Source organism: Streptomyces sp. NPDC028635 (genome assembly GCF_040637635.1).
Classification (GTDB): domain Bacteria; phylum Actinomycetota; class Actinomycetes; order Streptomycetales; family Streptomycetaceae; genus Streptomyces.
This window is the reverse complement of sequence record NZ_JBEZWX010000002.1, coordinates 119,453-143,937: the sequence shown is the minus strand read 5'-3', so window position 1 is coordinate 143,937 and position 24,485 is coordinate 119,453. Positions and strand designations below refer to the sequence as shown.

Here is a 24,485-nt window from a genome sequence, read left to right as displayed (position 1 = left end):
CCGGGGAACCGGAAGGGTCCGGTTCCCGACGAGAGCGTGAACGAGCCATCACGTTTGGGCTAGACCCGTTATCTTTTCGTGATCGATCGACGGCGGTGGACGTCGCCGGTTCTCAGCCCCGCAGATGCGTCGTGAACGAGAACCGGTCCCCCCGGTACAGGCTGCGCACCCGCTCCAGCGGCCGGCCCTCCGCGTCCCGGGAGACCCGGTGGATGAGCAGCATCGGCAGCGCGGGCGGGGTGCCGATGAGCAGCGCCTCGCGGGGGGTGGCCAGCACGGTCTCGATGCGCTCGTCGGCGTCGCCGAACGCGATGCCGCGGCCCTGGAGGTAGGCGTAGAAGGAGGAGTCCGGCTCGAAACCGGTGTCCAGGTCGGGCACCCGGGCCACGGCGACATATGTGCTCTCCAGACCGACCCGCTCGTCGTCGGCCAGCAGCACCCGCTCCAGATGCCACACGGGCTCGCCGCGCGTCAGCCCGGTCTCGGCGGCGAGCGCCGGAGGGCAGGGGAAGCGGTCCAGGGTGACGAGGGCACGGCCGGGGGTACGGCCCTGCCGGCGCACGCCCTCCGTGTAGCTGGCCAGCGACAGCGGCTGCGCCAGCTTGGGCCCCGCGACGACGGTGCCGCGCCCCTGCCGGCGCAGCTTGCCCTCCAGCACCAGCTCGCGCAGGGCCTGCCTCACCGTCTCGCGGGCCACGTCGTAGCGCTCGGCGAGGTCGCGTTCGGTGGGGATGACGCCGCCCTCGCCGAGTTCGGCGACGAGAGAGTCGATACGGGCCTTGACCGCGTAGTACTTCGGGATGCGCCCGTGCTCCGGGATGCCGGAGCGGACGGGGGCGCCGGGGGCCTGGTCGTTCGGGTAGTCCACGCGAGGATCGTCGCAGACGGGGCCGGCCCGAACGGCGGCGCCTCCGCTCGTGCTCGTGCTTGTGCTCGTGCTCGTGCTCGTGCTCGTGCTCGTCAGCGGAGTCTGCGGACCACGAGCAGCGCGGCGCCGCCCAGCAGCAGGGCCACGGCGGCGGCGAGCGCGCCGTCGGTGATGCCGGTGCGGGCGAGTTCGTCGGCGGCGAGCGCGCCGGTGGGGGCGGGCGTGGGGGCCGGGGTGGGGTCGGGGGTGGGCCTCGCGGTGGCGGGGGTGCGGGCGGGGCCGGGAGGTGTGGCGCCCGGGTCGGTTCCCGGGCTCGGCGGGGGCGGGGGTCCGTCCGCGTTCCGTACCGTGAAGCGGTAGTCGTCGGACTGGCCCACCCAGTCGCCGTCGTCGTCGTGCCGGCGTACGACCGCCGCCTCGGCGGTGACCTCGTTGGGTACGGCGTCGGCGGTGAACGCCAGCCGCACGCGCACTGTCAGGGTGCGGCGCGGCCCGACGCTGAACCCGGGGAAGCCGTCCGTCTCCCCGAACGCGCCGACCAGTTCGTCCTCGTCGGTCGTCTCGAACCGCACGGTGCGGGTGCGCGGGCCGTCGTCGAACTCCAGCAGCGGCTGAGCCGCCGTCAGCGCTCGCCGCTCGTCGACGAGGACGACGACCGGGTGGATGGCGGTGCAGGTGCCGGGGGTGGTGTTCGTCAGGTCCAGATACCAGACGCCGTATCCGCCACCGGCGTCGTACGCCGCCGGGCCACCGCGGATACGGGCCCGCAGGGGGAAGTCGGAGGAGCCGGTGGCGGTGGCACAGGTGGGGTCGGAGGCGAGGGCGGGGGTGGCGTGCGCCGGGAGCGCGTGGGCCGGTAACGGCAGCAGGGGCAGCAGCGTGGCGGCTGCCGCCGCGGGGACACGGGCGAGCGGGAACAGTCGCATGATCACATGAGTTTGCGGGGGCGGGCGGTCGCTGCGGCGGAGGCGTACCGGGCGGGCCCCTCGAACGGCCGACGGATCCCACCCGGCCGGGCCCCACTGCCCCTGCGCGTCGGGTGTACGTCCCTGCGCGTGCCCGTGCGTCCCTACGCGTCGTGCCCGTGCGTCCCTACGCGTCCCGGATCGCTGCCGCCTCTGCCTCCGTCTTCCTCGCCTATGCGTCCCGCCCCACTTCCCCGCCCGCGCGTCCCGCCGCGTCCCCGTCTAAGCGTCCCGCCTCCCGAACAGCCGCCCCAGGACCAGGTGCCCCGCGCCCGCCGCGACCCCCCACTCCCCGCCCCCGGCGATCCGCACCGGCACCGCGCCGCCCGGCGTTCCCTCGCGGTGCGCTCGCTCCCGGAGGACCGCCGCGACCCCGCGCACGAAGGTCTCCGGTGCCCCCGCGACGACCCGCCCCCCGAGCAGCACCCCGTCGATGTCCAGCAGCCCGACCAGATTGGCCGCCCCGGCGCCGAGCACCCGCGCGGCCTCCGCCGTGTCCCCGCGCCGTACCGCCCCCAGGCACAGCACCTCGATGCAGCCGCGGTCGCCGCACCCGCACACCGGGCCGTCCAGCTGGATCACCTGGTGCCCGAACTCCCCCGCCCCGGTCCGCGCCCCCCGGTGCACGGCCCCGCCGACGACCAGTCCGGCCCCCAGGCCCGTACCGAGATGGAGGTAGGCGAAGGAGCCGCCCTCCCCGGCGACGGCGAGACCGAGCGCGGCGGCGTTGGTGTCCTTGTCGACGACGACCGGCAGGCCGAGGCGCCCGGCGAGCGCGTCCCGCAGCGGGAAGCCGTCCCACTCGGGGAAACCGGTCACCCGGTGCAGCACGCCCCGCACATGGTCGAGCGGCCCGGGCAGCGCGACGCCCACGCCCAGCACCGACGCGGCCGGCACCGACCCGGCGAGCGGCCGCACGGCCCGCTCCACACCGCCCAGCACCGCCTCCGCTCCCGCTCCGAGGTCGAGCGGCGCCCGCTCCTGCCCGACGACCGCGCCGGTGAGGTCGACCAGCACCGCCCGCAGCTCGTCGCGGTCCAGGTGCACTCCGACGGCGTGCCCGGCGTCCGGCACCAGGCGCAGCACCGTGCGCGGCTTGCCGCCGGTGGACGCCCGGCGCCCGGCCTCGACGGCCAGGCCCTGCTCCCGCAGCCGTGCGGTGATCTTGCTGACGGCCTGCGGGGTCAGCCCGGTGCGCTCGGCGAGTTCGAGGCGGCTGATGCCCTCGGCGCCGGCCGTGCGCAGCAGCTCCAGCACGAGCGCGGTGTTGTGGCTGCGCAGCCCCAGCAGGTTGACACCGGCTCCGCTGGTGCCGCCGTCACCGCCGATCGCGCCGCCGTCAGCGCCGACCGGGCCCCTGGCGCCCCCGACCGTGGCGCCGCCTCCGATCGCGCCGCCGTCACCGCCGACCGGGCTCCCGGCGCCGTCGCCTGTGATTCCACCGTTCGTACCGCTCACAGCACCCATTGTCCCCGCCGCTTGCACTTTGGCAACAGCGTTGCGAAAGTGGGTGGCATGACAGGTACGACAGGAACCCCCCTCCGCGTGGGCCTCATCGGCTACGGCCTCGCGGGCTCCGTCTTCCACGCCCCGCTGATCGCCGGCACCGACGGCCTGACCCTCGACACGGTCGTCACCTCCCGCCCCGAGCGGCAGGCGCAGGCCCGCGCCGAGCACCCCGGGGTGACGACCGTGGCCGGCGCGGACGAGCTGCTGGAGCGGGCCGGCGACCTCGACCTGGTCGTCATCGCCTCCCCGAACAAGACCCACGTCCCGCTCGCCACCGCCGCCCTGGAGGCGGGGCTGCCGGTCGTCGTGGACAAGCCGGTCGCCGGGACCGCCGCGGAGGCCCGCGAGCTGGCGGCGCTCGCCGAGCAGCGCGGGCTGCTGCTGTCGGTGTTCCAGAACCGCCGCTGGGACAACGACTTCCTCACCCTGCGGCACCTGCTCGAGACGGGCGCGCTGGGCGACGTATGGCGCTTCGAGTCCCGCTTCGAGCGGTGGCGGCCCAAGCCCAAGGGCGGCTGGCGGGAGTCCGGCGACCCGGCGGAGATCGGCGGCCTGCTGTACGACCTCGGCAGCCACGTCGTCGACCAGGCGCTGGTGCTCTTCGGCCCGGTCACCCAGGTCTACGCCGAGTCGCTGGTCCGGCGCGCGGGCGCGGAGGCCGACGACGACACCTTCCTCGCGCTGACGCACGCGGGCGGGGTCCGCTCCCACCTGTACGTCTCCTCCACCACCGCCCAGCTCGGCCCGCGCTTCCGGGTGCTCGGCTCGCAGGCCGGCTACGTCAAGTACGGCCTGGACCCGCAGGAGGCGGCGCTGCGCGACGGCCACCGCCCGGGCCCCGGCTGGGGCGTGGAGCCGGAGGAGCTGTGGGGCCGCGTCGGCGCCGGGGAGTCCCCGCTGACCGGCGGCGGCCGCCCCGAACCCACCCTGCCCGGCGACTACCCGGCCTACTATGCGGCCGTGGCGAAGGCCCTCACCGGCGCCGGACCCAACCCGGTGACCGCGCTGGAGGCGGCCGACGCCCTCGACGTACTGGAAGCGGCCCGCCGGTCGGCCCGCGACGGAGTGGTGGTGACCCTGCGATGAGCGGACTGACCCCGAAGTTCACGCCCGAACTCACCCCGAGCATCGAGGAGCTGGAGGCCCAGGAACGCCGCCTGGTGTTCCGGCAGTTCACCTACGACGACGCGTGGGCGCTCGGCTCGCTGCTGGTCGGCCTGGCCCGCGAACGGCAGGCCCCGGTCGCCATCGACATCCACCGGGCCGGTCAGCAGCTCTTCCACGCCGCCCTGCCCGGCTCCACGCCCGACAACGACGGCTGGATCGCCCGCAAGCGCCGGGTCGTCGAACGCTACGGCAGCGCCTCCTACCTGGTCGGCGCCCGCTTCCGCGCCAAGGGCACCACCTTCGAGGAGTCCTCCCGCCTCGACCCGGACGCGTACGCGGCCCACGGCGGTTCCTTCCCGATCACCGTGGAGGGCGTCGGCGTGATCGGCGCGGTCACCGTCTCGGGGCTGCCCCAGTTGCAGGACCACCGGTTCGTGGTGGAGGCGCTGGAGGAGTTCCTGAAGGTCTGACGCGCGCCGGGACCGACCCGCGGACCCCTGCGGCCGGGACCGGACGTTCGTCGCGAGCAGCCCCGCACGGCCCGCGTGACGAAGACAGGCCGGTCCCCGCCCCCGGCGGAGCGCTCAGGCGTCCTTGAGCTCCTGCCGCTGCCGGCCCAGTCCCTCGACCTCCAGCTCCACCACATCCCCGGACCGCAGGTACGGCTTCGGCTCGGGCTGCCCCATGGCAACCCCGGCCGGGGTCCCCGTGTTGATGACGTCTCCGGGGTAGAGCGTCATGAACTGGCTGACGTACCGCACGACCTCTCCCACCGGGAAGATCTGGTCGGCCGTGGTCCCGTCCTGCTTCAGCTCGCCGTTGACCCACAGCTTGAGGGAGAGCGCCTGCGGGTCGGGCACCTCGTCGGCGGTCACCAGCCACGGCCCCAGCGGGTTGAACGTCTCGCAGTTCTTGCCCTTGTCCCAGGTCCCGCCGCGCTCGATCTGCCATTCCCGCTCGGACACGTCGTGCGCGACGGCGTACCCGGCGACGTGCGCGAGCCCCTCCTCCGCCGAGCCGAGGTAGCGGGCGGTGCGGCCGATGACGACCGCCAGCTCGACCTCCCAGTCGGTCTTCACCGAGCGCCTCGGTACGAGCACCGTGTCGTTCGGGCCGACGACCGTGTCCGCGGCCTTGAAGAAGACCACCGGCTCGGCGGGCGGCTCGGCCCCGATCTCGCGGGCGTGGTCGAAGTAGTTCAGCCCGATGCACACGACTTTGCCGATGCGGCCCAGCGGCGGGCCGACGCGCAGCCCGGTCGCGTCCAGCGCGGGCAGCTCCCCGGCCTCGGCCGCGGCGCGGATACGGCCGAGGGCCGCGTCGTCGGCGAGCAGCGCGCCGTCGATGTCCTCGACGAGACCCGACAGATCCCGCAGGGTCCCGTCGGCGTCGAGCAGCGCCGGGCGCTCGGCCCCGGCCGTACCGACTCGCAGCAGCTTCATGGTCGTCACCATCTTCCTCGATCGCGGGCGCCCGGCCGATGGCGCCGCCGGGTGCGGCCGTGGCGCGACAGCCATCGGAGGACTGGTCGATCCTCCAAGAGGGGGGTCCACTCTGCAAGACCCCGTTCACGTACTGGACCGTAGGGGGCGGGCCCGGGGAAGCGGGGGCGCGGGACCGGGCCGGGCGCGGTCGCGGCTCAGCGGTAGAGCGCCGCCCGTTCCACCGCGCTCCACGCCGTGCTGGTGACGACGTACAGCGCGGCGGCCAGCGGCACGACGGCGACGGTGACGAGGGTGAAGAAGGACATGAACGGCATGACCTTCGTGACGGCTCCGAGGCCCGGAACCTGCTCCCCGGACGCGGCCGCCGGCAGGGGCGCGTTCTCGGCCATCGTCCGCCGGGTGCGCCGGAAGTTGACCGCGGCGACGACCGCGACCAGGGCGAACAGGACGAGGTAGACGAGTCCGGCGCCCCCCAGCGGCCCGCCGGCGGCGAGGGCGTCCGCCCAGCGGTCACCGAGCGGTGCGGCGAGCAGCTGGTGCCCGAGCAGCCCGTTGGCCTCACCGCCGATGCTGGTGCTGGAGAACAGGTGGTAGAGCAGGAAGAAGGCGGGTGCCTGCAACAGGCTGGGCAGGCAACCGGACAGCGGTGAGACCTTCTCCTCGGCGTGCAGCTCCATGATCGCCTTCTGCATCTTCTGCGGGTCCTTGGCGTGCTTGCGGCGCAGCTCGGCGATCTGCGGCTGCAGCGCGGCCTTGGCCTTCTGCCCGCGGGCGGCGGCCCGGGACAGGGGGTGGACCAGCAGCCGCACGAGCATGGTGAACAGCACGATCGCCGCGGCGGCGGCGGAGGCGTGGAACAGGGGCTGGAGCAGCTCGGCGAGCCGCTCGACGAGGTGGGCGAAAACGGACATGGGTGAGTGGCCCTCCGGGGTCACGTCGTGCCGGAACGATGGGGATCGATGAGATCGGCATGACGACCCGCGCGGAGATCCCGTCCGTCCGGGGACGGCGGTGGTGCCCGTGGGGAGGAGCGGAGGCGGGATGCCCTACGCGGTGGTCGCCGGGAGGGCGTGTCCGGGTGCCCTGGGCCGGCGGCGGCCGGGCGCGTCGGGGTCGCGCTGGGGCAGGAAAGCCGTACGACGGGCGCGGTCCCGTATCGCGGTGCGGACCCGGGTGGGCGGCACCGCGGGCACGCAGAGCGCCGTGACCAGCGCGCACAGCGCGAGCGCGGAGCCGACGGCGGCGGTCGCGGCGAGGGCGACGGTGGCGGAGAGACTGCCGGTGTCGAGCAGGGCGACCTGGAGGACGAGGAGCAGCAGCGCGGCGGCGGGACGCAGCCCGGCCCGGTCACGGTTCATCGGCTTCTCCCCCCCGCCCTGCTCGTCGTACGCCCGTGTTCCTGCGGGCTGTCCGTCGACGCCCGCGGTCGTGCGGGCCCTTCGTCGGACGCCCGTGATCGTGCGGGCCGTTCATCGGACGCCCGTGGTCGTGCGGGCTGCTCTTCGCACCCCTGCCGTATGTCGTACGGAACGTCCGTACAGCCGTTATACAGGATCCGGCTCGAGCGGCTGCAGCAGCCTCCGCGGCTGGAGCAGGGCCCGGCTGACCGGATCCGCCGGGTCGGGGTCGAGTCCCGGCCCCGGCAGCATCAGAACGTCCGGGACCGGCGCGATGGTTCCGCAGTCGGGGCATTCGCCGTAGGGGCCGAGCTCGCGCTCGGTGCCGCAGGTGGCGTGCCGCAGGATGCGCAGCGGCTGCTCGCCGAAGTGCTCGCGGCCCCACAGGCCGAGGGAGCGCAGGGTGGGCCACAGGGCGATACCGCGCTCGGTGAGGACGTACTCGTCGCGCGGCGGCGACTGCTGGTACCGGCGCTTGTACAGGATTCCCTGCTCGGTGAGGCTCTGCAGACGGGCGGCGAGGACGGCGCGCGGGATGCACAGGTGGACGAGGAAGTCGTTGTAACGCCGGACGCCGAAGAACGCGTCGCGGACGACGAGCAGGGTCCACCGCTCGCCGACGACCTCCAGCGCCCGGGCGATCGAGCACTCCTGCGTCGCGTAGTCCTTGCCCAGTGCCATGAGGTCACTGTACCTATTTCCCCGCGCTAGGTTCAATCACCGAACCAACCCTGCTACGGTGGCGTCGTCCTCGTAGGTTCAATGAATGAACCATCAGCCCGGCGGGCCGACGCCACAGCCCGCCGGCCACCGGAGACCCGTCCGGAAGGGAACCCGCCATGCCCAGCTCCGACCTCCCCGGCAGCGTCGAGGCGGCCTCCGCACCACCGGGGCCCGCGGCAGCCGGCCGGAGGACGGCCGCCGCACCCACCGCCGTCCGCCCCCGCGCCACGCTCGCCCTGACCAGCGCGGCCACGGCCATCGCGCTGATGACGTACACCGCGCCGATGGTCACCCTCCCCGACACGGCCGCCGACCTGCACACCCCGCTGTCCGCGCAGGCCTGGCTGCTCAACGGCACCCCGCTCGGCCTCGCCGCCCTCCTGCTGGTCGCCGGAAGCCTCGCCGACGACTACGGCCGCCGCCGGATCTTCACCGCCGGCACCCTGGCCCTCGGCCTGACCACGGCCCTCGGCGCGCTGACCACCTCCACCTGGCTGTTCACGCTGGCCCGCATCGCCCAGGGCGCGGCCAGCGCGGCCCTGCTGGCGAGCAGCCTCGGGTTGATCGTGCACGCCTACCCGACCCCGCGTGGCCGGCTGCACGCGACCGGCGTGTGGGGCGCGTTCGTCTCCGGCGGCATCGCCGTCGGCCCGCTTCTCGCCGGCTCACTGCCCGACTGGCGGGTGGCGTACGGCGTCCTCGGCGCGGCCGCCGTGGTGACGGCGGCCCTGGCGGCACGCGTCCTGACGGAGTCCCGCGCCCCGCGCGGCGGACGCCCCGACCTGCTCGGCGCGCTCACCTTCGGTCCGGCGCTGGTCTGCCTGGTCGCCGCGCTGACCCTGGGCCGGGACGGCTGGCTGCGCGCCCCGGTGGGCCTGCTGCTCCTGGCGACGCTGGCCCTGCTCGCTCTCTTCGCCGTGGCCGAACGCCGAACGGCCACCCCGATGATCGACCTGAGCCTGCTGCGCCGCCCCCGCTTCCTCGCGTCCTCGGCGGGCGGCCTGTTCACCGGCCTGGCGGTGATCGGCCTGTTCAGCTATCTGCCGGCGCTGCTCCAGCGGACGCTCGGCATGTCGGCGATGGCGACGGCGTGGCTGTTCCTGCTCTGGTCCGGTCTGTCCTTCGTCGTGGCGTTGCAGGCGCGGCGCCTGGCGGGCCGCGTCGCGCCCCGTCTCCAGCTGGCGGCGGGCTTCGTCCTGCACGCGGTGGCCGCGCTGACGATGCTCGGCGCGCTGTCGGCCCACTCCTGGCCGCGTCTGCTGCCGGGCCTGCTGATCGGCGGGATCGGCAGCGGCCTGCTGAACGCCGCGCTGCCGCTGGTCTCGGTCGAGTCCGTGCCGCCCGAGCGCGCGGCGATGGGCTCCGGCGCCCAGCAGACCTTCCGCTACATCGGCTCCTGCGCGGGCGTCGCCCTCACCATCGCGCTGGCGACCTCCACCAAGAGCCTGCCCGACGGCGCGGACGTCGCCCTGCTGGTCTCGGCGGCCCTGGCGGCCGTGGGCGCGGCCGGAGTGGGGGTGCTGCGGGAGCGGGCGTAAGGACGTGAGCACCCCCTGCCGGGCGTACGGCACCGGCCGGCGGATCCCTGACGTTTGTCATTCATCGGCAGTACGGTGTCCCCCATGCGCTCCGACACGCCTGCCGAGAACGTCGACCACACCGCCGAAGCGGCACGCCTGGAGCGGACCGCCGGCCTGTATCCCGAGGACGCGGAAGCCCTGCTGCTGCGGGCCGCGGCCCACCTGGAACTCGCCGGCGACCGCCCCGCCGCGACGACCCTCTACGACCGCCTGCTCGCGACGGGGAACACCCTGGAGCACCCCCACCTGGTCCGCGCCCGCAAGGCCGCGAACCTCTGGGAGTACGACCACGAGGCCGAGGCCCGCGCGATCATCGAGGGCATCCGCGTGGCCGCGCCCCGCGACCCGCTGCCCTGGGTGATCGTCGCGGAGGCCCTGGAGTCCCACGACGAACTGGAGGCGGCACAGGACACGTTCACGCAGGCCGCGCACCGCCTGCTCCCCGCGAAGGGCGAGCCCCCCTACTCCGTGCGCCCCCTCCTCTTCGGCCGCCACCGGGTCCGCCGCATGCTGGGCCTGCCCCACGACGACTGGGACGCCCTCGCGGACACCCTGAACACGGCGCCGGTCCCCCTGGACGAACTCCACGACCCGAAACGGGTCTGGGCCCTGGGCTCCTCCAACCCGGCGGAACTCCAGGCGGAGATCTCCCGCCTCCAGGCGGAACTGGGCACCTACCGAGAGGCCCTCTCCCGCCCGTTCCCCGTGGCCGTCCTCCACTGGCCGGCCCCGGAACTGGCCGAACTCGTCTCCGACTACCCGGCCCTCGCCGAGGAGTACCCCTCCTACGAGGCCCACGTGGCGACGATAGAGACGTCCCTGCGCGAACTGTCCGCCTCCGGCACCCCCAACCTGGGCATCGTCACCGGCACGGTCCCCTCCTACGAAGCCTTCGCAGCCTCGGAGGGCACGTCCCCCGCAGACCCGACCCTCCTCCCCCAGTACGCGACGACCCTGGCAGCACGCGGCCGCGCGGCGGCCTGGCCGCCGGAGCGGGGGGAGGACTGCTGGTGCGGGTCGGGGGCGGTTTATGGGGAGTGTCACGGCACGCAGGCCTGACCGCCCTACCAGCCGAAGATCACAAGCCCTCGATCCACTCCGGATGGACGGGTGGGCGGCTGGTGTAGGGATCCCTGACGGGCTTGGTCCCTGACGCCGCTCCAGTGTGGGTGTCCAGAGCGATGACACATGCGAGTGGCCTCGCGGTCAGCCGATGGCCGCTCGGTTCGCCCCCTCGAGCAGACTGAGTTCAGTCTCGGCAAAGGCCGCCCACCCGCACCCGCCACGCTGCTCGGCGTGCATGCGAGACGCCTTCGCGCCCCGGCCCCGGCCGGCCGCTCAACCCACGGCACGATGGCCCACCCGGGCGCCCGCTCTCCTCCGGCCGCTCGCTCGCTTCCTCCCCGCGTTGGAGCGGTCTGGGTCAAGGGTGGGCCGGAGGGCCATCGCCGAAGGCGACGCGCAGCGCCCTTGACGCGGACCGCGGAAGCGCGACACTGGCCAAGAAGCGAGTGGCCCGACGGCGCCGGCAGGCACTGGCCGACGATGACATACCCAACGCCAACGATCCGCCGGCAGAATGCTTATGTGTCGCACGCCGTCCCTTCGTCAGCCGCCGTATCCGCCCGTATGAGCCGCCAGGGCTCCCGGGACACGGCTCCTGAGGTCGCGGTCCGTAGGCTGCTGCACGCCTCGGGGCTGCGCTACCGCGTCAACGTATCGGTGCCGGGCATGCCGCGCCGGACCATCGACATCGTGTTCCCCAGGACGAAGATCGCCGTCTTCCTCGACGGCTGCTTCTGGCACGGCTGCCCCCAGCACGCGACGCATCCCAAGGCCAACGCGGAATGGTGGCGAGCCAAGCTCGACAAGAACATGGCCCGCGACACCGAGACGACCTCGCATCTGACCGCAGAAGGGTGGACGGTGCTGCGTTTCTGGGAGCACGAATCCGTCGACGAGGTCGCACACAGAATCAAGGCAGTCGTGGCCTCCAAGCGCGCGACCGCCACCGACTCGTGACGCCAGAGACAGGAGAAACAGCACCTAAATGTCCATTTCTGCTAGCCATTGGATTAATTTATCCCGGCTGATTCCGGCAGGAAACCCTCCCCCAGGGCCCCAACAAGGTTGTTGTTTCATCTACCAACGACCCTCGACACCGAATAATGTGTAGGAGTCGTGAATGGCGGGGGGCCGGTCGGCGTCCCGTGCCGCTGACCCATGCGTCGACGCAGTCGGCTGCTGGAATCTGCGGGCAGTTGACTGGACGAACGAGAGCGGGGGGCTGTCGACCCAATGACCGACGATTTCGACGCTATGTACGAGACCTTCCAGGCGTTGCTGGAGTCGTTCCCCCCTTCGGAAGCGGTCAAGCGACTGGAGTTGCTCGGCGTCGAACAACAGGTTATTGACAAAATCCGCGAGCGCCACGAGCAGCAGACCCTCCGCATCAAAGAACTCGAAGAGCCGCATGCGGTGGTCCTCGGCAACCGCGACACCTGGTACACCGGTCCCCAGGCCAAGGACAAGTGCTGGCCGGCGATCGCGAGCCTGCTCCGTAAGGACGGATGGCCGGAAGAGCCCGCCATCCGCGAACTCGACGAGTCCTCCACTCGCGTCGTCTCTCTGCTCAACCATCCGAAGGAGAAGACTTTCTCCACCCGGGGCTTGGTCGTCGGATACGTGCAGTCCGGCAAGACGACCAACTTCACGTCGGTGATGGCCAAGGCAGCAGACCGCGGCTACAAGCTCTTCATCGTGCTGGCCGGCATCCACAACGGCCTGCGGCGTCAGACCCAAGCCCGTCTGGTGCAGCAGCTGGTGGAGCCCAACCCGTCGCTCTGGTCGCAACTTACTGGTCTGGACAAGGACTTCACGCCGCAGGAAAACCCTGCCGCGTACTTCGGTAAGAACAACAAGACGCACGTCCTGTGCGTGGTGAAGAAGAACGCGACCGTTCTCCGCAAGCTTGCCCGGTGGCTGAACCAGGCGTCGGACTACCTCAGGGACTGCCCCGCCCTGATCATCGACGACGAGGCGGACCAGGCCACCGTGGCCACGAAGTCGATCAATCCCCTGATCCTCAGCCTCATGAGCAGCCTGCCGCGGTCGGCCTACGTCGGATACACGGCTTCCCCGTTCGCCAACCTGCTGATCGACCCGAGCGCGGAGGACCTGTATCCGCGCGACTTCGTCGTCAACCTGCCCAAGCCCAACGGTCATTTCGGAACCGAGGTCCTCTTCGGACGCTACGCCCTCGACGGCGAGGACGAAGACGACGTCGATGACGGCTATGACATGATCCGCTCGGTCCCGCTCGACGACGTGCCGTGCGTTCGTCCCGAGACGAAGGCCGACGTGGAGGGGTTCGAGCCCGTCATCACCGACACTCTGCGCAAGGCGATCGAGTACTTCTGGTTGGTGACGGCAGCCCGCCGTATCCGCGGGACGGGTAACCCGCACAGCACGATGCTGATACACACCAGCGTCAACACGTCGGTCCACAACAGCTTCCGACGACCGCTCGAACACCTTCGGAATCGCACAGTCCGCGCGCTCGACGACCAAGCGGTTCTCACACGCCTCCGCACTCTGTGGGACCAGGAGACCGCTCGTGTGCCTGCCGACGACTTCGGCGAAACCAAGGTTCCGTTCGACTCGCTTCTGACCGTGCTGCCGGAAGTGCTTCGCGACTGCCGGGTCATCATGGACAACTCCAGCAGCGAGGACCGCCTCGACTACGAGAGCGGCCCAGTGGTCGCGATCGCGGTCGGTGGCAACACGCTGTCTCGAGGCTTGACTCTCGAAGGACTGGCGGTCAGCTACTTCGTGCGCGCGGTTTCGGCATACGACACTCTGCTACAGATGGGGCGCTGGTTCGGCTTCCGAAACGGGTACGCGGATCTTCCCAGGATCTGGATGACTGACGAGCTGGCTGAATGGTTCCGTCACCTCGCAACGGTCGAGACCGAGATGCGTCGAGACATCGACCTCTACATGACCGAGGACGAGACACCTCTCACCTTCGCCGTTCGTCTGCGCACACATCCCGCCCTGCGGGTCACCGCTGCTGCCAAGATGCGTTCTGCTGTCACTGCGGCATCCTCCTACGGTGGCAGGCGCATTCAGACTCACTACTTCCGAACGGATGCAGAATGGTTGCGGGGCAACATCGCGGCAGCCAAGAATCTGGTCGGCTCCTGCATCAAGAGCGCCGTGCGCCTGGAGGAACGTCCTGCTGAAGGTCGTTACGTGTTTCGTGACGTGCCGTACGACGTGATCACCGAATTCTTGGGCTCCTACAATTTTCATGACAAATCACCGGAGAACGATCCCGACCTGATGAGCGCATACATCAGGAAGCGGGTCTCCGTAGCGGGTTCCCTGCGCCGCTGGAACGTCGCCATCGTCGGCAACCCTGCCGGAGAAGACTTCTCCTTCGCACCCAATGTCACGGTGGGACGCGCGGTTCGCGCTCGCCTCGACACCAACTCGGGTCCCGGGACTGTCGACATCAAGACTCTGATGAGCCGCCGTGACGCGGCTGTCGACCTGGACGGCGACACGGCGAAGCTCAAGGAGGAGGACATCATGGCGGCCCGTCAGAAGCATTGTCCTGACACGGGTCTCCTGGTCCTGTACCCCATCGACAAAACGTCGGAGCCCAAGCCTCCCAAGAAGACGCGTAAGCCCTTGAACGCGGAGGAGCACGTCATTGGCGTGGGTCTCGTCTTCCCGGAGCCGCAGCAACAGGACAGCACCGTGGAAAAGTACATCTCCGCCGACCTGTCGGGTGTCCGCATCGAAGATGAAGACCTCAGCCTCCTCGAAGGTGAGGACGCGTGAGCAACGAGGCTCTTCGGGTGGTCGTCGAGGAACTCTGGACTGCTCTTGAAGCCCGGGCGACCACCGGTGAACATCGTCTGCGTGTGGCCCACCTCCCTGTCGTAACGAACGACGGTCCGCTGGCTGCGGCCGTTGACCACGAGGGCAATCGACACCTTCTTGTTCCCATGGACACGCATCGCAAGGTGCGTTCCGGTCTCGACGGTCCTGTGCTGCAGTTGCGCAAGAGGCCGTTGGAGGACGAGGAGACCTATCAGACGTATGCAGATCTGGGATGCCTGCGCGAGGACTTCAATGATCTCTTTACGGGTCTCTGCCTGGACGTGTTGAGCGCGGCCACGGAATTGCCCGGCAACCCGGTCAAGGCCCTCTACAAGGTGCTTGACCGATGGAAGGCACTCTTCCAGACACACGGTCCGACGTTGGGCCCTGAACAGCTCGCCGGCCTCTTCGCCGAGTTGCTGATTCTCAGCGAGCTGCTAAAACGGGATCCCAGTGCTCACCGCCTGTGGCTCGGTCCGAAGGGACACCGTCACGACTTCTCGACCGGTAGCACTGCCGTCGAGGTCAAGGCCGGAACGGAAAGCAGCGGCAGGAAAGCCCGCATACACGGGCTGGACCAGCTTGAGATACCGGTAGACGGAAGCCTCTGCCTGGTGTGGTTCCGTCTACACCGTCTGACCACGGCAACAGCCAACGGGCTCGGTTTCGTGGAGCTTGTCGAGCGGGTGCTCGACCAGTGCGACGACGAAACGGCGCTGCTGACGCTTCTCGCAGAGACCGGCTACCGCCACTTCGAGGCCGAACGCTACCGGGAGACACGCTTCGCGGTTGCCGAACAGACTTGGTACCAAGTGGGATCCGATTTCCCCGGGCTCACCCGAGGCGCGCTTGTTTCTGCAGGAGTCCCCGTCTCTGTCCTGGACGTGGAGTACACCATCGACCTCTCTGGGGACACCCCCGTGCCGATGAGCCCCGACGAGGTGCCGCAGGCGATCGACCACATGCTCGAGGAGTCAGCGTGACACAACCCCGCTGGTACTCCCAGCCCTACCCGCCCGAGGGCGCGAGCGCTGCCGAAGGCATTCGCAACCAGCTCGGGCGCCCCGAGCTGGACCTGCTCACCATCCTGGTCCGCGAGTCGGCCCAGAACAGTTGGGATGCTCGCTCTGCCGCCGCGGTCGAGCCGGTCGATTACCGCATCGACATGTGGACGGTCGGTCCTGCACACGCCGCGGCCTGGAGGGAACTCCTCCAGGCAGGCGCTCCGACGGGCTCCGATCGATTCCCGCTCAACGACACCTTGAGACGAGGAGCCATCCAGGTCCTGGCCGTCTCCGATCGGGGCACTCGTGGACTCGGTGGTCCGACACGGGCCGACAACGCGGTCGGACCGGAACGGGATTTCGTTTCGTTCATCCGCAACATCGGCGAGCCGCGGGACACGGCACTCGGTGGCGGCACATACGGGTTCGGCAAGGGAATCTTCTACTTGCTGTCCAAGGCCGGGACCGTGCTGGTGCACTCCCGCTGCCGCACACCACAGGGTGGCTACGAGACCCGCCTCATTGGCTGTGCGCTCTGGAAGAGCTACGTGCCCGAGACCGGAGGCCGCTACACCGGCCGGCACTGGTGGGGTGACACCTCCGGTGATGTTGTGGAGCCGCTGATCGGGCGCGATGCGGAATCTGTGGCCCAGCGTCTGGGCCTGCGCCCGTTCGCCTCTGACGAGACCGGGACGACCGTCGTCGTCATTGACCCCAATCTCGACGAAATGGCGGCAGGCCAAGCGGCCGGCTATCTGGCCGACACAATCGCATGGCATCTGTGGCCCAAGATGATCTCGGTTGAGGGCAGGCCACCGGCCATGCGCTTCTCCGTCACGTGCGACGGCGTCAGCCATCCGGTGCCCGATCCCCGCACCACGCGGCCTCTCAACATGTTCGTCGCGGCCTACGAGGCTATGGCCGGCCCCGACGGTCAGGACCTCGCATGTCTCAAGCCCCGCAAGCATCTGGGGCGGCTGGGCCTGGTCAAGCGAATAGTGCCGCCGCTCGAGACGACCCGTGCCCAGCGCATGCTGAATATCGAGGAGCTGGTGCACCACGTGTGTCTCATGCGCCCGGCGGAGCTGGTCGTGACCTACCGCCCCGGCCCCAAACCGCCGAGCTCCAATCAGGGCTACGCAGGCGTCTTCCGGGCCGACGAAGTCATGGACGAGGTGTACGCGGCAGCCGAGCCGCCCACTCACGACGCCTGGAACCCTCACTCACTCGATCGTCCGGAGAGCACATACGTGCACAGCACGTTCCGTCGCATCGACGAGGCCCTGAACGGCCTGCTGTCGTTGACGGGGAACACGCGCCCCGGGTCCAGCAACGTCGCGCTCGGTGCTGCCAGCTCTCTCTTCTCCGGTTTGGTCGGCGGTGCTTGGGGAATCGGCGGAGCCACCGACTACTCCAAGCCCGGCAGCACTGCCAATCGGCGGTCGGTGAACGACGACGGTGAAGAGGTCGTACCCGTGCCGCGCGGCCGTGGGCGGGCGGCGCTGACCTCCGGCGCGCCGTCGGGCGGGCCGGACCGCCACTCGACCGGCGACGCCGGCAGGTTCGGCACGGCATCGGGCGAGAGTTCGACACCCCGCCGACGCCCGCGTGTGCAATACATCGGCGACCCCTATTACGACGACCGGGGAGGCACCTCCGTACTGGTCCAAGAGTTCCGACTGCCTGCTCCCGGCCCCCAGCGGATCCGCATAGACCTCGCCGTCACCCTGCCCGGCACGAGTGGACGGGAGACGGATCCCCCCATCGGGGCGAGCATGCCGGAACTCGTTGGTTGGGAGGACGAGGCGGGGCTTCTTCACACCGGCGACCCGTACGTCGTCGAGGGCGGGGAATCGGTCTGGCGCGCCCTCGTCCAGCCGGCCCCCGACACGATGACGGAAATCGGCATCAAGGTCGAGGCGGTGAAGGCCTCGTGACCCGGCGGGTTCTTCCCTACCGTGTTCCGGCTGAGGATGTCGTCACCGCCGAGCCGTGGCGCCTGGTGATCGACGACGCCGAAATAGGACTACCCGAGGCGCTGCCCGACTGGGACTACCAAATGGACCTGCATATCCGCAGGACCGTCCACGTCGACCTCGACCGCGCCCGACGGGAATCGGGTCTCCCGGCGGGCGCGGCTCTCACGCTGGCCGCCGTGTGGACGGCCACCGGTTCCAACCTGAGCGGCCCGGCACAACAGGTCGGACTGGACGAATCAGGCACGACAACGGTTCAACTCGAAGTGCGGTTGATCGGCGCCGACCTGGGCGGCCTTCTCCTGCTCGACACCGCACTCATGCTCGCCGAGCGCAGGACCGACGGCCAGCCTTCCTCGCCCCGTCGCGCCGGATCCGTTCTGTGGAGCGACCGCCAGGCGCTGCGCCTACAAGGGGACGCCCCGCAGTTCCCCATGGCATTGATCGACTTCTCGAAGACGTCATTTCCCGACAGTGCGGCCTGGCATCTCCAGATCAGCGGTGGTCTCGAGAGCGCAACCATGGGATCGCTGCTTCTTCTCGTCAACGAACAGAACGTCGCCACCGCGACGGCCTTTCAGAATGCGGCGAAGCCACGTCCGATCGATCGGATCGTACTTTCCGCGGTCTACGCGGATGCCGCTCGGATCATGATCGAGCATGCTCTGGCCCACGACGACTTCTCGGAAGACGCGGACTTTCCGGACGGCTCACTGGGCGCCACGCTGCTGAGCCTTTTCGACCAACTCTTCCCCGGCCAATCGATTACTGACATTCGACTGCGCCACAGGCAGTCACCTGCCCTGTTCTCATCGGATCTGCAAGGTGCTGTCAAGATCTTCGAGGTGTCTGCATGAGCTTCCTCTACCCGCGGCTGCTCGCTGAGCAGGCTGGCCCGCTCTTCGATGAGTACCGGACGCTCACCGCCGCCGAGCTGTCCCAACGCGTCGCCCTGACCCACGAATCATCGGTATACGTGGCCACGGGGGGTGATCGGGTGCCCGTCAACCGGCTGCGAGAGCTTCGCGAGGGCGTCCTCGACCTCGCAAAAAAGGGGGGGTTCCCCGACAACTCGGACCGAACTCGCAACGCAGAATTCGATTTGCAGTTGGCTGCCATGCTCCACGGAGAAATGGGCATGGTCCCAGCCGAAGCGGCATCGAGAGATGTCTGGGCATTTCTTGCCCTGATTCTGCTTCCGGACGTCGCTTTTTGGCGTTACCCCAGCCCTCCGAAGGACCGAATCCTCGGCACGGATCTGACCCGACACGTCTTCGGCCGGCTCTGGTGGCGCGCGCAGCTCGTGCGCTCCCCCGGGCAACCGGAGCCCTACAGCGCACTCAAGATCCTCGGCGAGGCGGCGTTCGACCAGATCTACGCCCGGCGCACGGCACTGGGTGGGAGCCCTCACCTGGTTCGCGCGATTCTGCGGGTCTGGAAGGATCTCGACCTGTCGGGGCTCAACGAGCGCGACACTCTCCGTGACTTCCTCAAGCGGCTCCTCCGCCTTGCTCCGTTCGTGCTGTTCGACGGCGTCGACGAGCGCGCCCTGGACTGCGAACTGCGGGCGGTGGCCCAAGAGTCCATCGATGCCCAGCGCGGTGGGGCATCGGTCTCGTCAGCGCCTTCCACGGATCCCCCGAAGCCTCAGAGTTCTCCACCGGAGCGCACAAGCAACGTGTCCGGAGTCAATGCTGGTGGGCACCCCGCGCCCCTGAACCGCGAGGCGGAGCCCGACACCGCGCGCCGTTTCAAGTCCCTTGAGATTTGCGCCGGTGCTGGGGGACAAGCGCTCGGACTCGAACGTGCCGGCTTCGACCCCGTGCTGCTGATCGACAGCAAGGCGGATGCCTGCTTCACCATCGATCGCAACCGGCCCCACTGGGACGTTGTATGCATCGACCTCCTCCGCTTCCGTCCGGACATGCGCCCGGAGGTGATGGATGTCGATCTCCTCAGTGGGGGCCTGCCTCGAGTGAAGTCGTTGGCCACGGCAACCCGCACCGAGGACGCCGCCGAGCGAATGGTGCTGCGAGCGGCAATCAGCCTCGCCTGCGAAATAAGGCCGAAGGCGCTGCTGTTCGAAAACATGCCGGACCTCGTCGCAAGTCCGGAATTCGAAGCGGATCGTGCCTGGATCGAGGAAGAATTGAGTCGAGCTGGTTTCCGCTCGACCTGGAAGGTACTCAACGCGGTTGATTTCGGCGTACCGCAAAACCGAAGCAGCGGCTTCCTCGTAGCCCTGCAGACGCCGTATTTCGATGCCTTCTCATGGCCGCGCCCCAATGGCGACCCGGCACCGACCGTGGGCCAGGCTCTCGGCCCCTCCATGTCTTCTTGCGGCTGGCCTGGGGCCGAGCAGTGGATCAAGGACGCGGATCGGGCGGCGCCGGCGCTGGTCGGAGGATCGGACCGGCGAGGAGGCGCCGATCTGGGCCCAACCGGCAGCAAGAAGGCCTGGGCCGCACTGGGCGTCAACGGAAACAGCCTGGGCGACGAGCCGCCCGGTGCTGACTTCCCAGCAGACGGCCAGCCCAAGTTGACTGTCGAGCAGGCGGCCATGATCCAGGCCTTCCCGCCGGACTGGGAGTTCGCCGGCGGTAAGACGTCCCGGTACCGTCAAGTGGGCCACGCGATGCCCCCACCCTTGGCCACCGCTGTGGGACACGCTGTAGCAGCCGCTCTGCGCGGCTAAGATCTAGCCATGCGTACGCCCCGCCCCGTTGCCTCTGATCCCATCACGGTCGTCGATCTCTTCAGCGGCTGCGGGGGCTTCACCCAGGGATTTCACGAGTTCCGTCCGGCGGACGCAGTGGACAACGTCCCCGTCTTCCACAGCATCGCAGCCGTCGAGCACAACCAGGCTGCGGCCGCGACGTATGCGGCAAACTTCGGGGAACTCCGACCGGACGGGCGGCTTCCATCCGCCCGCATCCACGTCGGCGACATTGAGAACTGGGAACCGACCGCAGAGGCCCGGGAGGCCGAGCTCGTGGTCGGAGGTCCGCCCTGCCAGGGCTTCTCGGCACTGAACCGCCTCAAGAAGGGCAGCGAGCGCAACCGGCTGTGGGAAGAGTACGTTCGTATCGTCGCGGACATTCGGCCCAAGGTTTTCGTCATCGAGAACGTCGACCGCTTCCTCAAGTCGGACGAGTTCAGGAATCTGCTGAGTGAGGTGGCGCCCGGCGGGCGACTCGCCGAGTACCAGCTCGTCGATCCGCCGGGCCATCTGCCAACCGACACTCCGGAAGAGAAGACCAAGCGCTACCTGCTCAACTCGGCGGATTACGGCGCGAAACAGGCTAGACGCCGAGCCATCGTCATCGGTGTTCGCCGCGACGTCGACAACGGGCGGACCATGACGTACCCGACCCGGACACACATCCGACGGTCCAGGAAGAGCCTGCCAGTTCCCGCCCAGGCCCTCGACGGTTTGGATGCAGGCATCCAGTACTGGGAAGCCGTCGACACCATCTTCGCCGAGTCGGGTCGACGCGAGATCCGTGGCACTGAGCTTCCAGACAGCAAGGAATTCATCCCGGAAGTCAATGCGGTCCTCCCCGGAATTTTCACCACAGGCGACCTGCACTTCCGACGCAACCCGGAGGCTCTTTCAAGGGCCCGCTATCGCGCCATCCCCGAAGGCGGAAACCGTAAGGATCTCCGGAACAAGTGGTACACGGTGGATGAGGCCGGTGAAATCCGTCTCTTTGACACACCAAACCCACCACGCGTCAGAACGCGGGTGGACTATCTTTCCACGGAGAGCTGGGACAATCACAACACCGGCACCGGCGACGTAATGGGGCGCCTTCGTCTCGGCGAACCCTCCGTGACCATCCGCACCGAGTTCTACAAGCCGGAGAAGGGCCGCTACCTCCATCCGAGAGAGAATCGGCCGATCACTCACTTCGAAGCCGCCCGCATACAGGGTTTCCCCTTGGAATTCCGCTGGTGCGGGACCAAGACGGAGATCGCCACGCAGATCGGCAACGCGGTGCCCATTCCCCTCGGCAAGGCGCTCGCAGCGGCGATTCACTCGTTCCTTCGAGGCTGAGCCTCGACGACGGCCAGTCGGACGGACAACGAGGTGGCTCGGCAGACTCCGATACTCTCCCCCCATGATTCACGCAGTCGTCTTCGACGTAGGTGAGTGTCTCGTGGACGAGACGCGGGAGTACGGCACTTGGGCCGACTGGCTCGGCGTCCCGCGGCACACCTTCCACGCGATGTTCGGGGCTGTGATCGCGCAGGGGCGGGACTACCGGGAGACGTTCCAGGAGTTCCGTCCGGGTTTCGACCTGTACGACGAGCGGGAGAAGCGGGCCGCCGCCGGGCAGCCGGAGACGTTCGGGGAAGAAGACCTGTACTCCGACGTCCGGCCTGCGCTGCGGCGGCTCCGGGACGACGGGCTGTGGCTCGGCATCGCCGGCAACCAGACGGTGCGTGCCGGTCGGATCCTGAGGGAGCTGTTCGCGGACGACGTCGACCTGATCGGCACCTCGGACGACTGGGGGGCGAGCAAGCCGGACCCGGAGTTCTTCAAGCGGGTCGCCGACGCCGTCCCATACGAGGCCGACGAGATTCTGTACGTCGGAGACCGTTGCGACAACGACATCCTCCCCGCCGGCGAGGCCGGGATGCTCACTGCGCTTGTGCATCGCGGGCCGTGGGCCACGATCCAGTGGAACAGCGCTCCAGCCAGGGAGCTGCCGACTTTCCGCGTCGAAAGCCTCGCAGAATTGCCCAGCCTGATCCGCGCGTTCAACGGCTGAGGGCACTCACCGTGGTGGACCAGCTGTAGAGGCGGTCGTCGAGGTCACGGACGCAGCGTTCGTGCTGGTGCGGGGCGAGGGCGCGGCGAACCTCCCGTACGCGGTCCATGCCGGTGGCGTACCAGGTGGCGGCCAATTGGTCGAGGGCCCGGCCCGCGTAAGCACAGGCCTCCTCCGGCCTACCGGCCGCCGCCTCCACCGCTGCGAGGTCGCCGTAGATCACCGACCGCTGCTTGCCCTCCGCCTGCATCAGCGCGTCAAGAGCGGACAGCAGGCTCTCACGGGCCTGCGGAAGGTGGCCGGCGATCAACTGCGTGTTGCCTTTGAAGGCCGCCAGGCGGGCCGGGGAGAACCAGTCCATCCACTCCGGTGACGGATGCTCTGTGCCGGCCGCCAGGACGTCCTCCGCGTGCCCGATCAGGTTGAGTGCCGTGCGGGTGTTGCCGCACCGCGTCTCGCACTCGGCTTCCACCGCGTCCAGCCACGCCAGGAACTCCGCCGAGGCTGGGGCACGGCGGGCGTAGGTGCGGGACGCGATCATGCGCTCGACGACCGCTTCGCGGTCGCCCACCCAGCCCGGGACGAACGCCATGTGCGCGATGATCGCCGCGCCGAGCAGCGGGTCGTCGGCCTCCCCGGCGGCCTGCAAGGCCAGGACGAGTGTGTGGTTGGCCGTGTCGGGGTCACTGAGGTCGAAGAACTCGATACGACCCGCGAGGAGGTAGGTCTCCGCGAGCGCAGTCGCGATCGTACGGCGGGTACCGTCCGCTGACTCCGGGAGCAAGCGGCAACCGAGCGTCGCGTGGGCGAGGACGGCGGGATGCAGCATGGTCGGAGTCACCGACCAGTAGAGACGACGGTGGGAACGGGTCACCGCCAGGTAGTCGGCACCGGCGGTTGCCGGTTGCAGTGCCGCCACGCCCCGACCCGATGCCACGGGCGGAACGGCGACGACCGCGGCGCCCGGCACGCGTGCGCGGGGTGAACGGTCCACGTTCGGCCCTTCAGCTCCCCAGGGGGGCGTGAAGCCCAGGCTTTCCATGCTCTGCCCCAACAAATGGACAAGGACGCGCTGACAGTCCGGCTGCGGCCAGGGCGGATTGTCGGATTCCCAGCGCCGGACCTGCCGGACCCCGACGGAGAGCCCCCGGATGCCCAGGTGCCTCGCGTGCTCGGTGAGCGCGTCGGCCAGATGCTGTTGCGAGTTGAAGCCGGCTGCCACGCGTGCAGCCTTCAGCCGGATGTTTCCTGCCGGTCGGGACACGGCGCACCTCCTGATGACGGCTGCTCTTAACGCTCCCACAGAACGTCCGCTCTGCGTCGGCATTTCACTCTCTGGGAGTCAACTCCGTCCTCTGTGTGTCCTCTTGACGTCCTTCAAAGGTCCTCGTAACGACGTGTCCTTTGCTCGACGCTAAGTGCTGTCACTGAACGCGGCAGCGACGGGAGGCATCCTCGTGTACATCCAGAGCGCATTGGACAGGTCGATTGCAGAGTGGTTCGCCAGGGCCGATCCTGCGCCGGAGCGGGCCCGAAGGGAGTGGGAGACTCAGGGCATGGCCCTGCTCCCCCTCGGCGAGCGGTTCGCTGCCGTGCGCATGCCGGCCGACATCGTTCACGCCGGTGTGGGAAGTCGGCGACACGACGAGGTAACCGTGGCGCTGGGCGAGTTATTGGGTGGGGCGATCATTCACGACACCAGGTGCTCGGGCGGGACCTACTACGCCCTCATTCATGCCCGTGCGGCCCTCACCTGGCCTCATGACCGCGTCGCCGGATGCCTGGGCAGTGGCACCTATCTCGGCGTACCGCGGCTGGATCGACAGCGGCCTCCCGGAGCCCACTGGGTGGTTCCGCCCCGCCATGAAGGCGACTTGTGCGCCCCTGAGGCGGTCATCGCCCTCGTGCAGACCGGGCGGTCCCGCCTGGACGAGCCCCTCGGCGGTCACCCCGGCTCCGGTGAAGCGGATGGCGCAGACATGCCGGCCGGCCCAGCGAAGGCGCCGTGGGCCCTGCTCCTCGTCTCCGACCGGCTTCCGGTGTCTCCGCCCTCGTACACCACGGTGGTACTGGACCCGGTCACCCAGACCGCCCGCTATACGAACGCTTCGGGTGACGTCGTGGAGATGGGGAAGCACGGAACGTCTCGGACGACCGGTACCGCATCGGTGTCCGGTGGCGGTGACGGGCAGACGCCTCAGCCGCAGACGCAGGACGACAACACGACGGACTACGAGTCGGACTGA

The 24,485-nt window shown here is 69.6% G+C and carries 21 protein-coding genes; 13 read left to right on the top strand and 8 right to left on the bottom strand.

Features of this window, described 5'->3' with window-relative positions; all coding sequences use genetic code 11:
- Positions 1-112: 112 nt before the first annotated feature.
- The 3 genes from AB0E88_RS02815 to AB0E88_RS02805 all read right to left on the bottom strand — a co-directional run bounded on the left by AB0E88_RS02815 (position 113) and on the right by AB0E88_RS02805 (position 3,162).
- Complete coding sequence (locus AB0E88_RS02815; protein WP_361622677.1) at positions 113-868, bottom strand: GntR family transcriptional regulator; 756 nt, start codon at positions 866-868, stop codon at positions 113-115.
- 92 nt (positions 869-960) lie between these two features.
- The gene (locus AB0E88_RS02810; RefSeq protein ID WP_361622674.1) at positions 961-1,794 is read right to left on the bottom strand and encodes a hypothetical protein; all 834 of its coding nucleotides are present in this window, start codon (positions 1,792-1,794) and stop codon (positions 961-963) included.
- Positions 1,795-2,055: 261 nt separating this feature from the next.
- Complete coding sequence (locus AB0E88_RS02805) at positions 2,056-3,162, bottom strand: ROK family transcriptional regulator (RefSeq protein WP_361623382.1); 1,107 nt, start codon at positions 3,160-3,162, stop codon at positions 2,056-2,058.
- Positions 3,163-3,348: 186 nt separating this feature from the next.
- Between AB0E88_RS02805 and AB0E88_RS02800 the strand changes: the two genes are divergently transcribed.
- Positions 3,349-4,428, top strand: coding sequence for a Gfo/Idh/MocA family oxidoreductase (locus tag AB0E88_RS02800; protein ID WP_361622671.1), 1,080 nt, complete (start codon positions 3,349-3,351; stop codon positions 4,426-4,428).
- A complete protein-coding gene (locus AB0E88_RS02795) occupies positions 4,425-4,919 on the top strand; it encodes a heme-degrading domain-containing protein (RefSeq protein WP_361622668.1) in 495 nt (164 codons plus the stop codon). Before AB0E88_RS02800 ends, AB0E88_RS02795 begins: the two co-directional genes overlap by 4 nt.
- 114 nt (positions 4,920-5,033) lie before the next feature.
- On the opposite strand, the gene AB0E88_RS02790 is transcribed toward AB0E88_RS02795, so the two are convergent.
- From AB0E88_RS02790 to AB0E88_RS02775, 4 genes are all read right to left on the bottom strand, one after another.
- Entirely contained in the window at positions 5,034-5,891 is an 858-nt protein-coding gene (locus tag AB0E88_RS02790) for a fumarylacetoacetate hydrolase family protein (RefSeq protein WP_361622666.1), read from the bottom strand.
- 197 nt (positions 5,892-6,088) lie between these two features.
- Positions 6,089-6,805: a YidC/Oxa1 family membrane protein insertase gene (locus AB0E88_RS02785; RefSeq protein WP_361622663.1), complete on the bottom strand. Its 717-nt coding sequence runs from the start codon at positions 6,803-6,805 to the stop codon at positions 6,089-6,091.
- A gap of 135 nt (positions 6,806-6,940) precedes the next feature.
- Complete coding sequence (locus AB0E88_RS02780; protein ID WP_361622660.1) at positions 6,941-7,252, bottom strand: DUF6412 domain-containing protein; 312 nt, start codon at positions 7,250-7,252, stop codon at positions 6,941-6,943.
- Between the two features lie 186 nt (positions 7,253-7,438).
- Positions 7,439-7,972: a helix-turn-helix domain-containing protein gene (locus AB0E88_RS02775; RefSeq protein WP_361622657.1), complete on the bottom strand. Its 534-nt coding sequence runs from the start codon at positions 7,970-7,972 to the stop codon at positions 7,439-7,441.
- Between the two features lie 158 nt (positions 7,973-8,130).
- Between AB0E88_RS02775 and AB0E88_RS02770 the strand changes: the two genes are divergently transcribed.
- The 10 genes from AB0E88_RS02770 to AB0E88_RS02725 all read left to right on the top strand — a co-directional run bounded on the left by AB0E88_RS02770 (position 8,131) and on the right by AB0E88_RS02725 (position 22,239).
- Positions 8,131-9,552: an MFS transporter gene (locus AB0E88_RS02770; RefSeq protein ID WP_361622654.1), complete on the top strand. Its 1,422-nt coding sequence runs from the start codon at positions 8,131-8,133 to the stop codon at positions 9,550-9,552.
- A gap of 84 nt (positions 9,553-9,636) precedes the next feature.
- A complete protein-coding gene (locus AB0E88_RS02765) occupies positions 9,637-10,653 on the top strand; it encodes an SEC-C domain-containing protein (RefSeq protein ID WP_361622651.1) in 1,017 nt (338 codons plus the stop codon).
- 570 nt (positions 10,654-11,223) lie between these two features.
- Positions 11,224-11,616, top strand: a complete 393-nt coding sequence (locus AB0E88_RS02760) for a very short patch repair endonuclease (RefSeq protein ID WP_361622648.1) — start codon at positions 11,224-11,226, stop codon at positions 11,614-11,616.
- A gap of 276 nt (positions 11,617-11,892) precedes the next feature.
- Positions 11,893-14,442, top strand: a complete 2,550-nt coding sequence (locus tag AB0E88_RS02755; protein WP_361622645.1) for a Z1 domain-containing protein — start codon at positions 11,893-11,895, stop codon at positions 14,440-14,442.
- The gene (locus AB0E88_RS02750) at positions 14,439-15,467 is read left to right on the top strand and encodes a PD-(D/E)XK motif protein (protein ID WP_361622642.1); all 1,029 of its coding nucleotides are present in this window, start codon (positions 14,439-14,441) and stop codon (positions 15,465-15,467) included. The genes AB0E88_RS02755 and AB0E88_RS02750 overlap by 4 nt, the downstream gene beginning before the upstream one ends.
- Positions 15,464-17,425 (top strand): hypothetical protein, encoded by a 1,962-nt coding sequence (locus AB0E88_RS02745; protein ID WP_361622639.1) that lies wholly within the window; start codon positions 15,464-15,466, stop codon positions 17,423-17,425. Before AB0E88_RS02750 ends, AB0E88_RS02745 begins: the two co-directional genes overlap by 4 nt.
- Entirely contained in the window at positions 17,422-18,321 is a 900-nt protein-coding gene (locus tag AB0E88_RS02740) for a hypothetical protein (protein ID WP_361622636.1), read from the top strand. The genes AB0E88_RS02745 and AB0E88_RS02740 overlap by 4 nt, the downstream gene beginning before the upstream one ends.
- Entirely contained in the window at positions 18,318-20,159 is a 1,842-nt protein-coding gene (locus tag AB0E88_RS02735) for a DUF6339 family protein (protein ID WP_361622633.1), read from the top strand. The genes AB0E88_RS02740 and AB0E88_RS02735 overlap by 4 nt, the downstream gene beginning before the upstream one ends.
- Before the next feature lie 9 nt (positions 20,160-20,168).
- Positions 20,169-21,521: a DNA cytosine methyltransferase gene (locus tag AB0E88_RS02730; RefSeq protein ID WP_361622630.1), complete on the top strand. Its 1,353-nt coding sequence runs from the start codon at positions 20,169-20,171 to the stop codon at positions 21,519-21,521.
- A 64-nt stretch (positions 21,522-21,585) separates the two neighbouring features.
- A complete protein-coding gene (locus tag AB0E88_RS02725; protein WP_361622627.1) occupies positions 21,586-22,239 on the top strand; it encodes an HAD family hydrolase in 654 nt (217 codons plus the stop codon).
- Here the strand turns inward: AB0E88_RS02725 and AB0E88_RS02720 are convergent.
- Positions 22,229-23,503, bottom strand: coding sequence for a transcriptional regulator (locus AB0E88_RS02720; RefSeq protein ID WP_361622624.1), 1,275 nt, complete (start codon positions 23,501-23,503; stop codon positions 22,229-22,231). The two genes, AB0E88_RS02725 and AB0E88_RS02720, sit on opposite strands and share 11 nt — an antisense overlap.
- 292 nt (positions 23,504-23,795) lie before the next feature.
- Between AB0E88_RS02720 and AB0E88_RS02715 the strand changes: the two genes are divergently transcribed.
- Positions 23,796-24,485, top strand: a complete 690-nt coding sequence (locus tag AB0E88_RS02715; protein WP_361622622.1) for a putative ATP-grasp-modified RiPP — start codon at positions 23,796-23,798, stop codon at positions 24,483-24,485.

Bases quoted from the DNA above. Each gene is read 5' to 3' on its own strand.
- AB0E88_RS02810 (WP_361622674.1), bottom strand. From the start codon at position 1,794: ATGCGACTGTTCCCGCTCGCCCGTGTCCCCGCGGCGGCAGCCGCCACG.
- AB0E88_RS02800 (WP_361622671.1), top strand. From the start codon at position 3,349: ATGACAGGTACGACAGGAACCCCCCTCCGCGTGGGCCTCATCGGCTAC.
- AB0E88_RS02795 (WP_361622668.1), top strand. From the start codon at position 4,425: ATGAGCGGACTGACCCCGAAGTTCACGCCCGAACTCACCCCGAGCATC.
- AB0E88_RS02790 (WP_361622666.1), bottom strand. From the start codon at position 5,891: ATGAAGCTGCTGCGAGTCGGTACGGCCGGGGCCGAGCGCCCGGCGCTG.
- AB0E88_RS02785 (WP_361622663.1), bottom strand. From the start codon at position 6,805: ATGTCCGTTTTCGCCCACCTCGTCGAGCGGCTCGCCGAGCTGCTCCAG.
- AB0E88_RS02780 (WP_361622660.1), bottom strand. From the start codon at position 7,252: ATGAACCGTGACCGGGCCGGGCTGCGTCCCGCCGCCGCGCTGCTGCTC.
- AB0E88_RS02775 (WP_361622657.1), bottom strand. From the start codon at position 7,972: ATGGCACTGGGCAAGGACTACGCGACGCAGGAGTGCTCGATCGCCCGG.
- AB0E88_RS02770 (WP_361622654.1), top strand. From the start codon at position 8,131: ATGCCCAGCTCCGACCTCCCCGGCAGCGTCGAGGCGGCCTCCGCACCA.
- AB0E88_RS02765 (WP_361622651.1), top strand. From the start codon at position 9,637: ATGCGCTCCGACACGCCTGCCGAGAACGTCGACCACACCGCCGAAGCG.
- AB0E88_RS02760 (WP_361622648.1), top strand. From the start codon at position 11,224: ATGAGCCGCCAGGGCTCCCGGGACACGGCTCCTGAGGTCGCGGTCCGT.
- AB0E88_RS02755 (WP_361622645.1), top strand. From the start codon at position 11,893: ATGACCGACGATTTCGACGCTATGTACGAGACCTTCCAGGCGTTGCTG.
- AB0E88_RS02735 (WP_361622633.1), top strand. From the start codon at position 18,318: ATGAGCTTCCTCTACCCGCGGCTGCTCGCTGAGCAGGCTGGCCCGCTC.
- AB0E88_RS02730 (WP_361622630.1), top strand. From the start codon at position 20,169: ATGCGTACGCCCCGCCCCGTTGCCTCTGATCCCATCACGGTCGTCGAT.
- AB0E88_RS02725 (WP_361622627.1), top strand. From the start codon at position 21,586: ATGATTCACGCAGTCGTCTTCGACGTAGGTGAGTGTCTCGTGGACGAG.
- AB0E88_RS02715 (WP_361622622.1), top strand. From the start codon at position 23,796: ATGGCCCTGCTCCCCCTCGGCGAGCGGTTCGCTGCCGTGCGCATGCCG.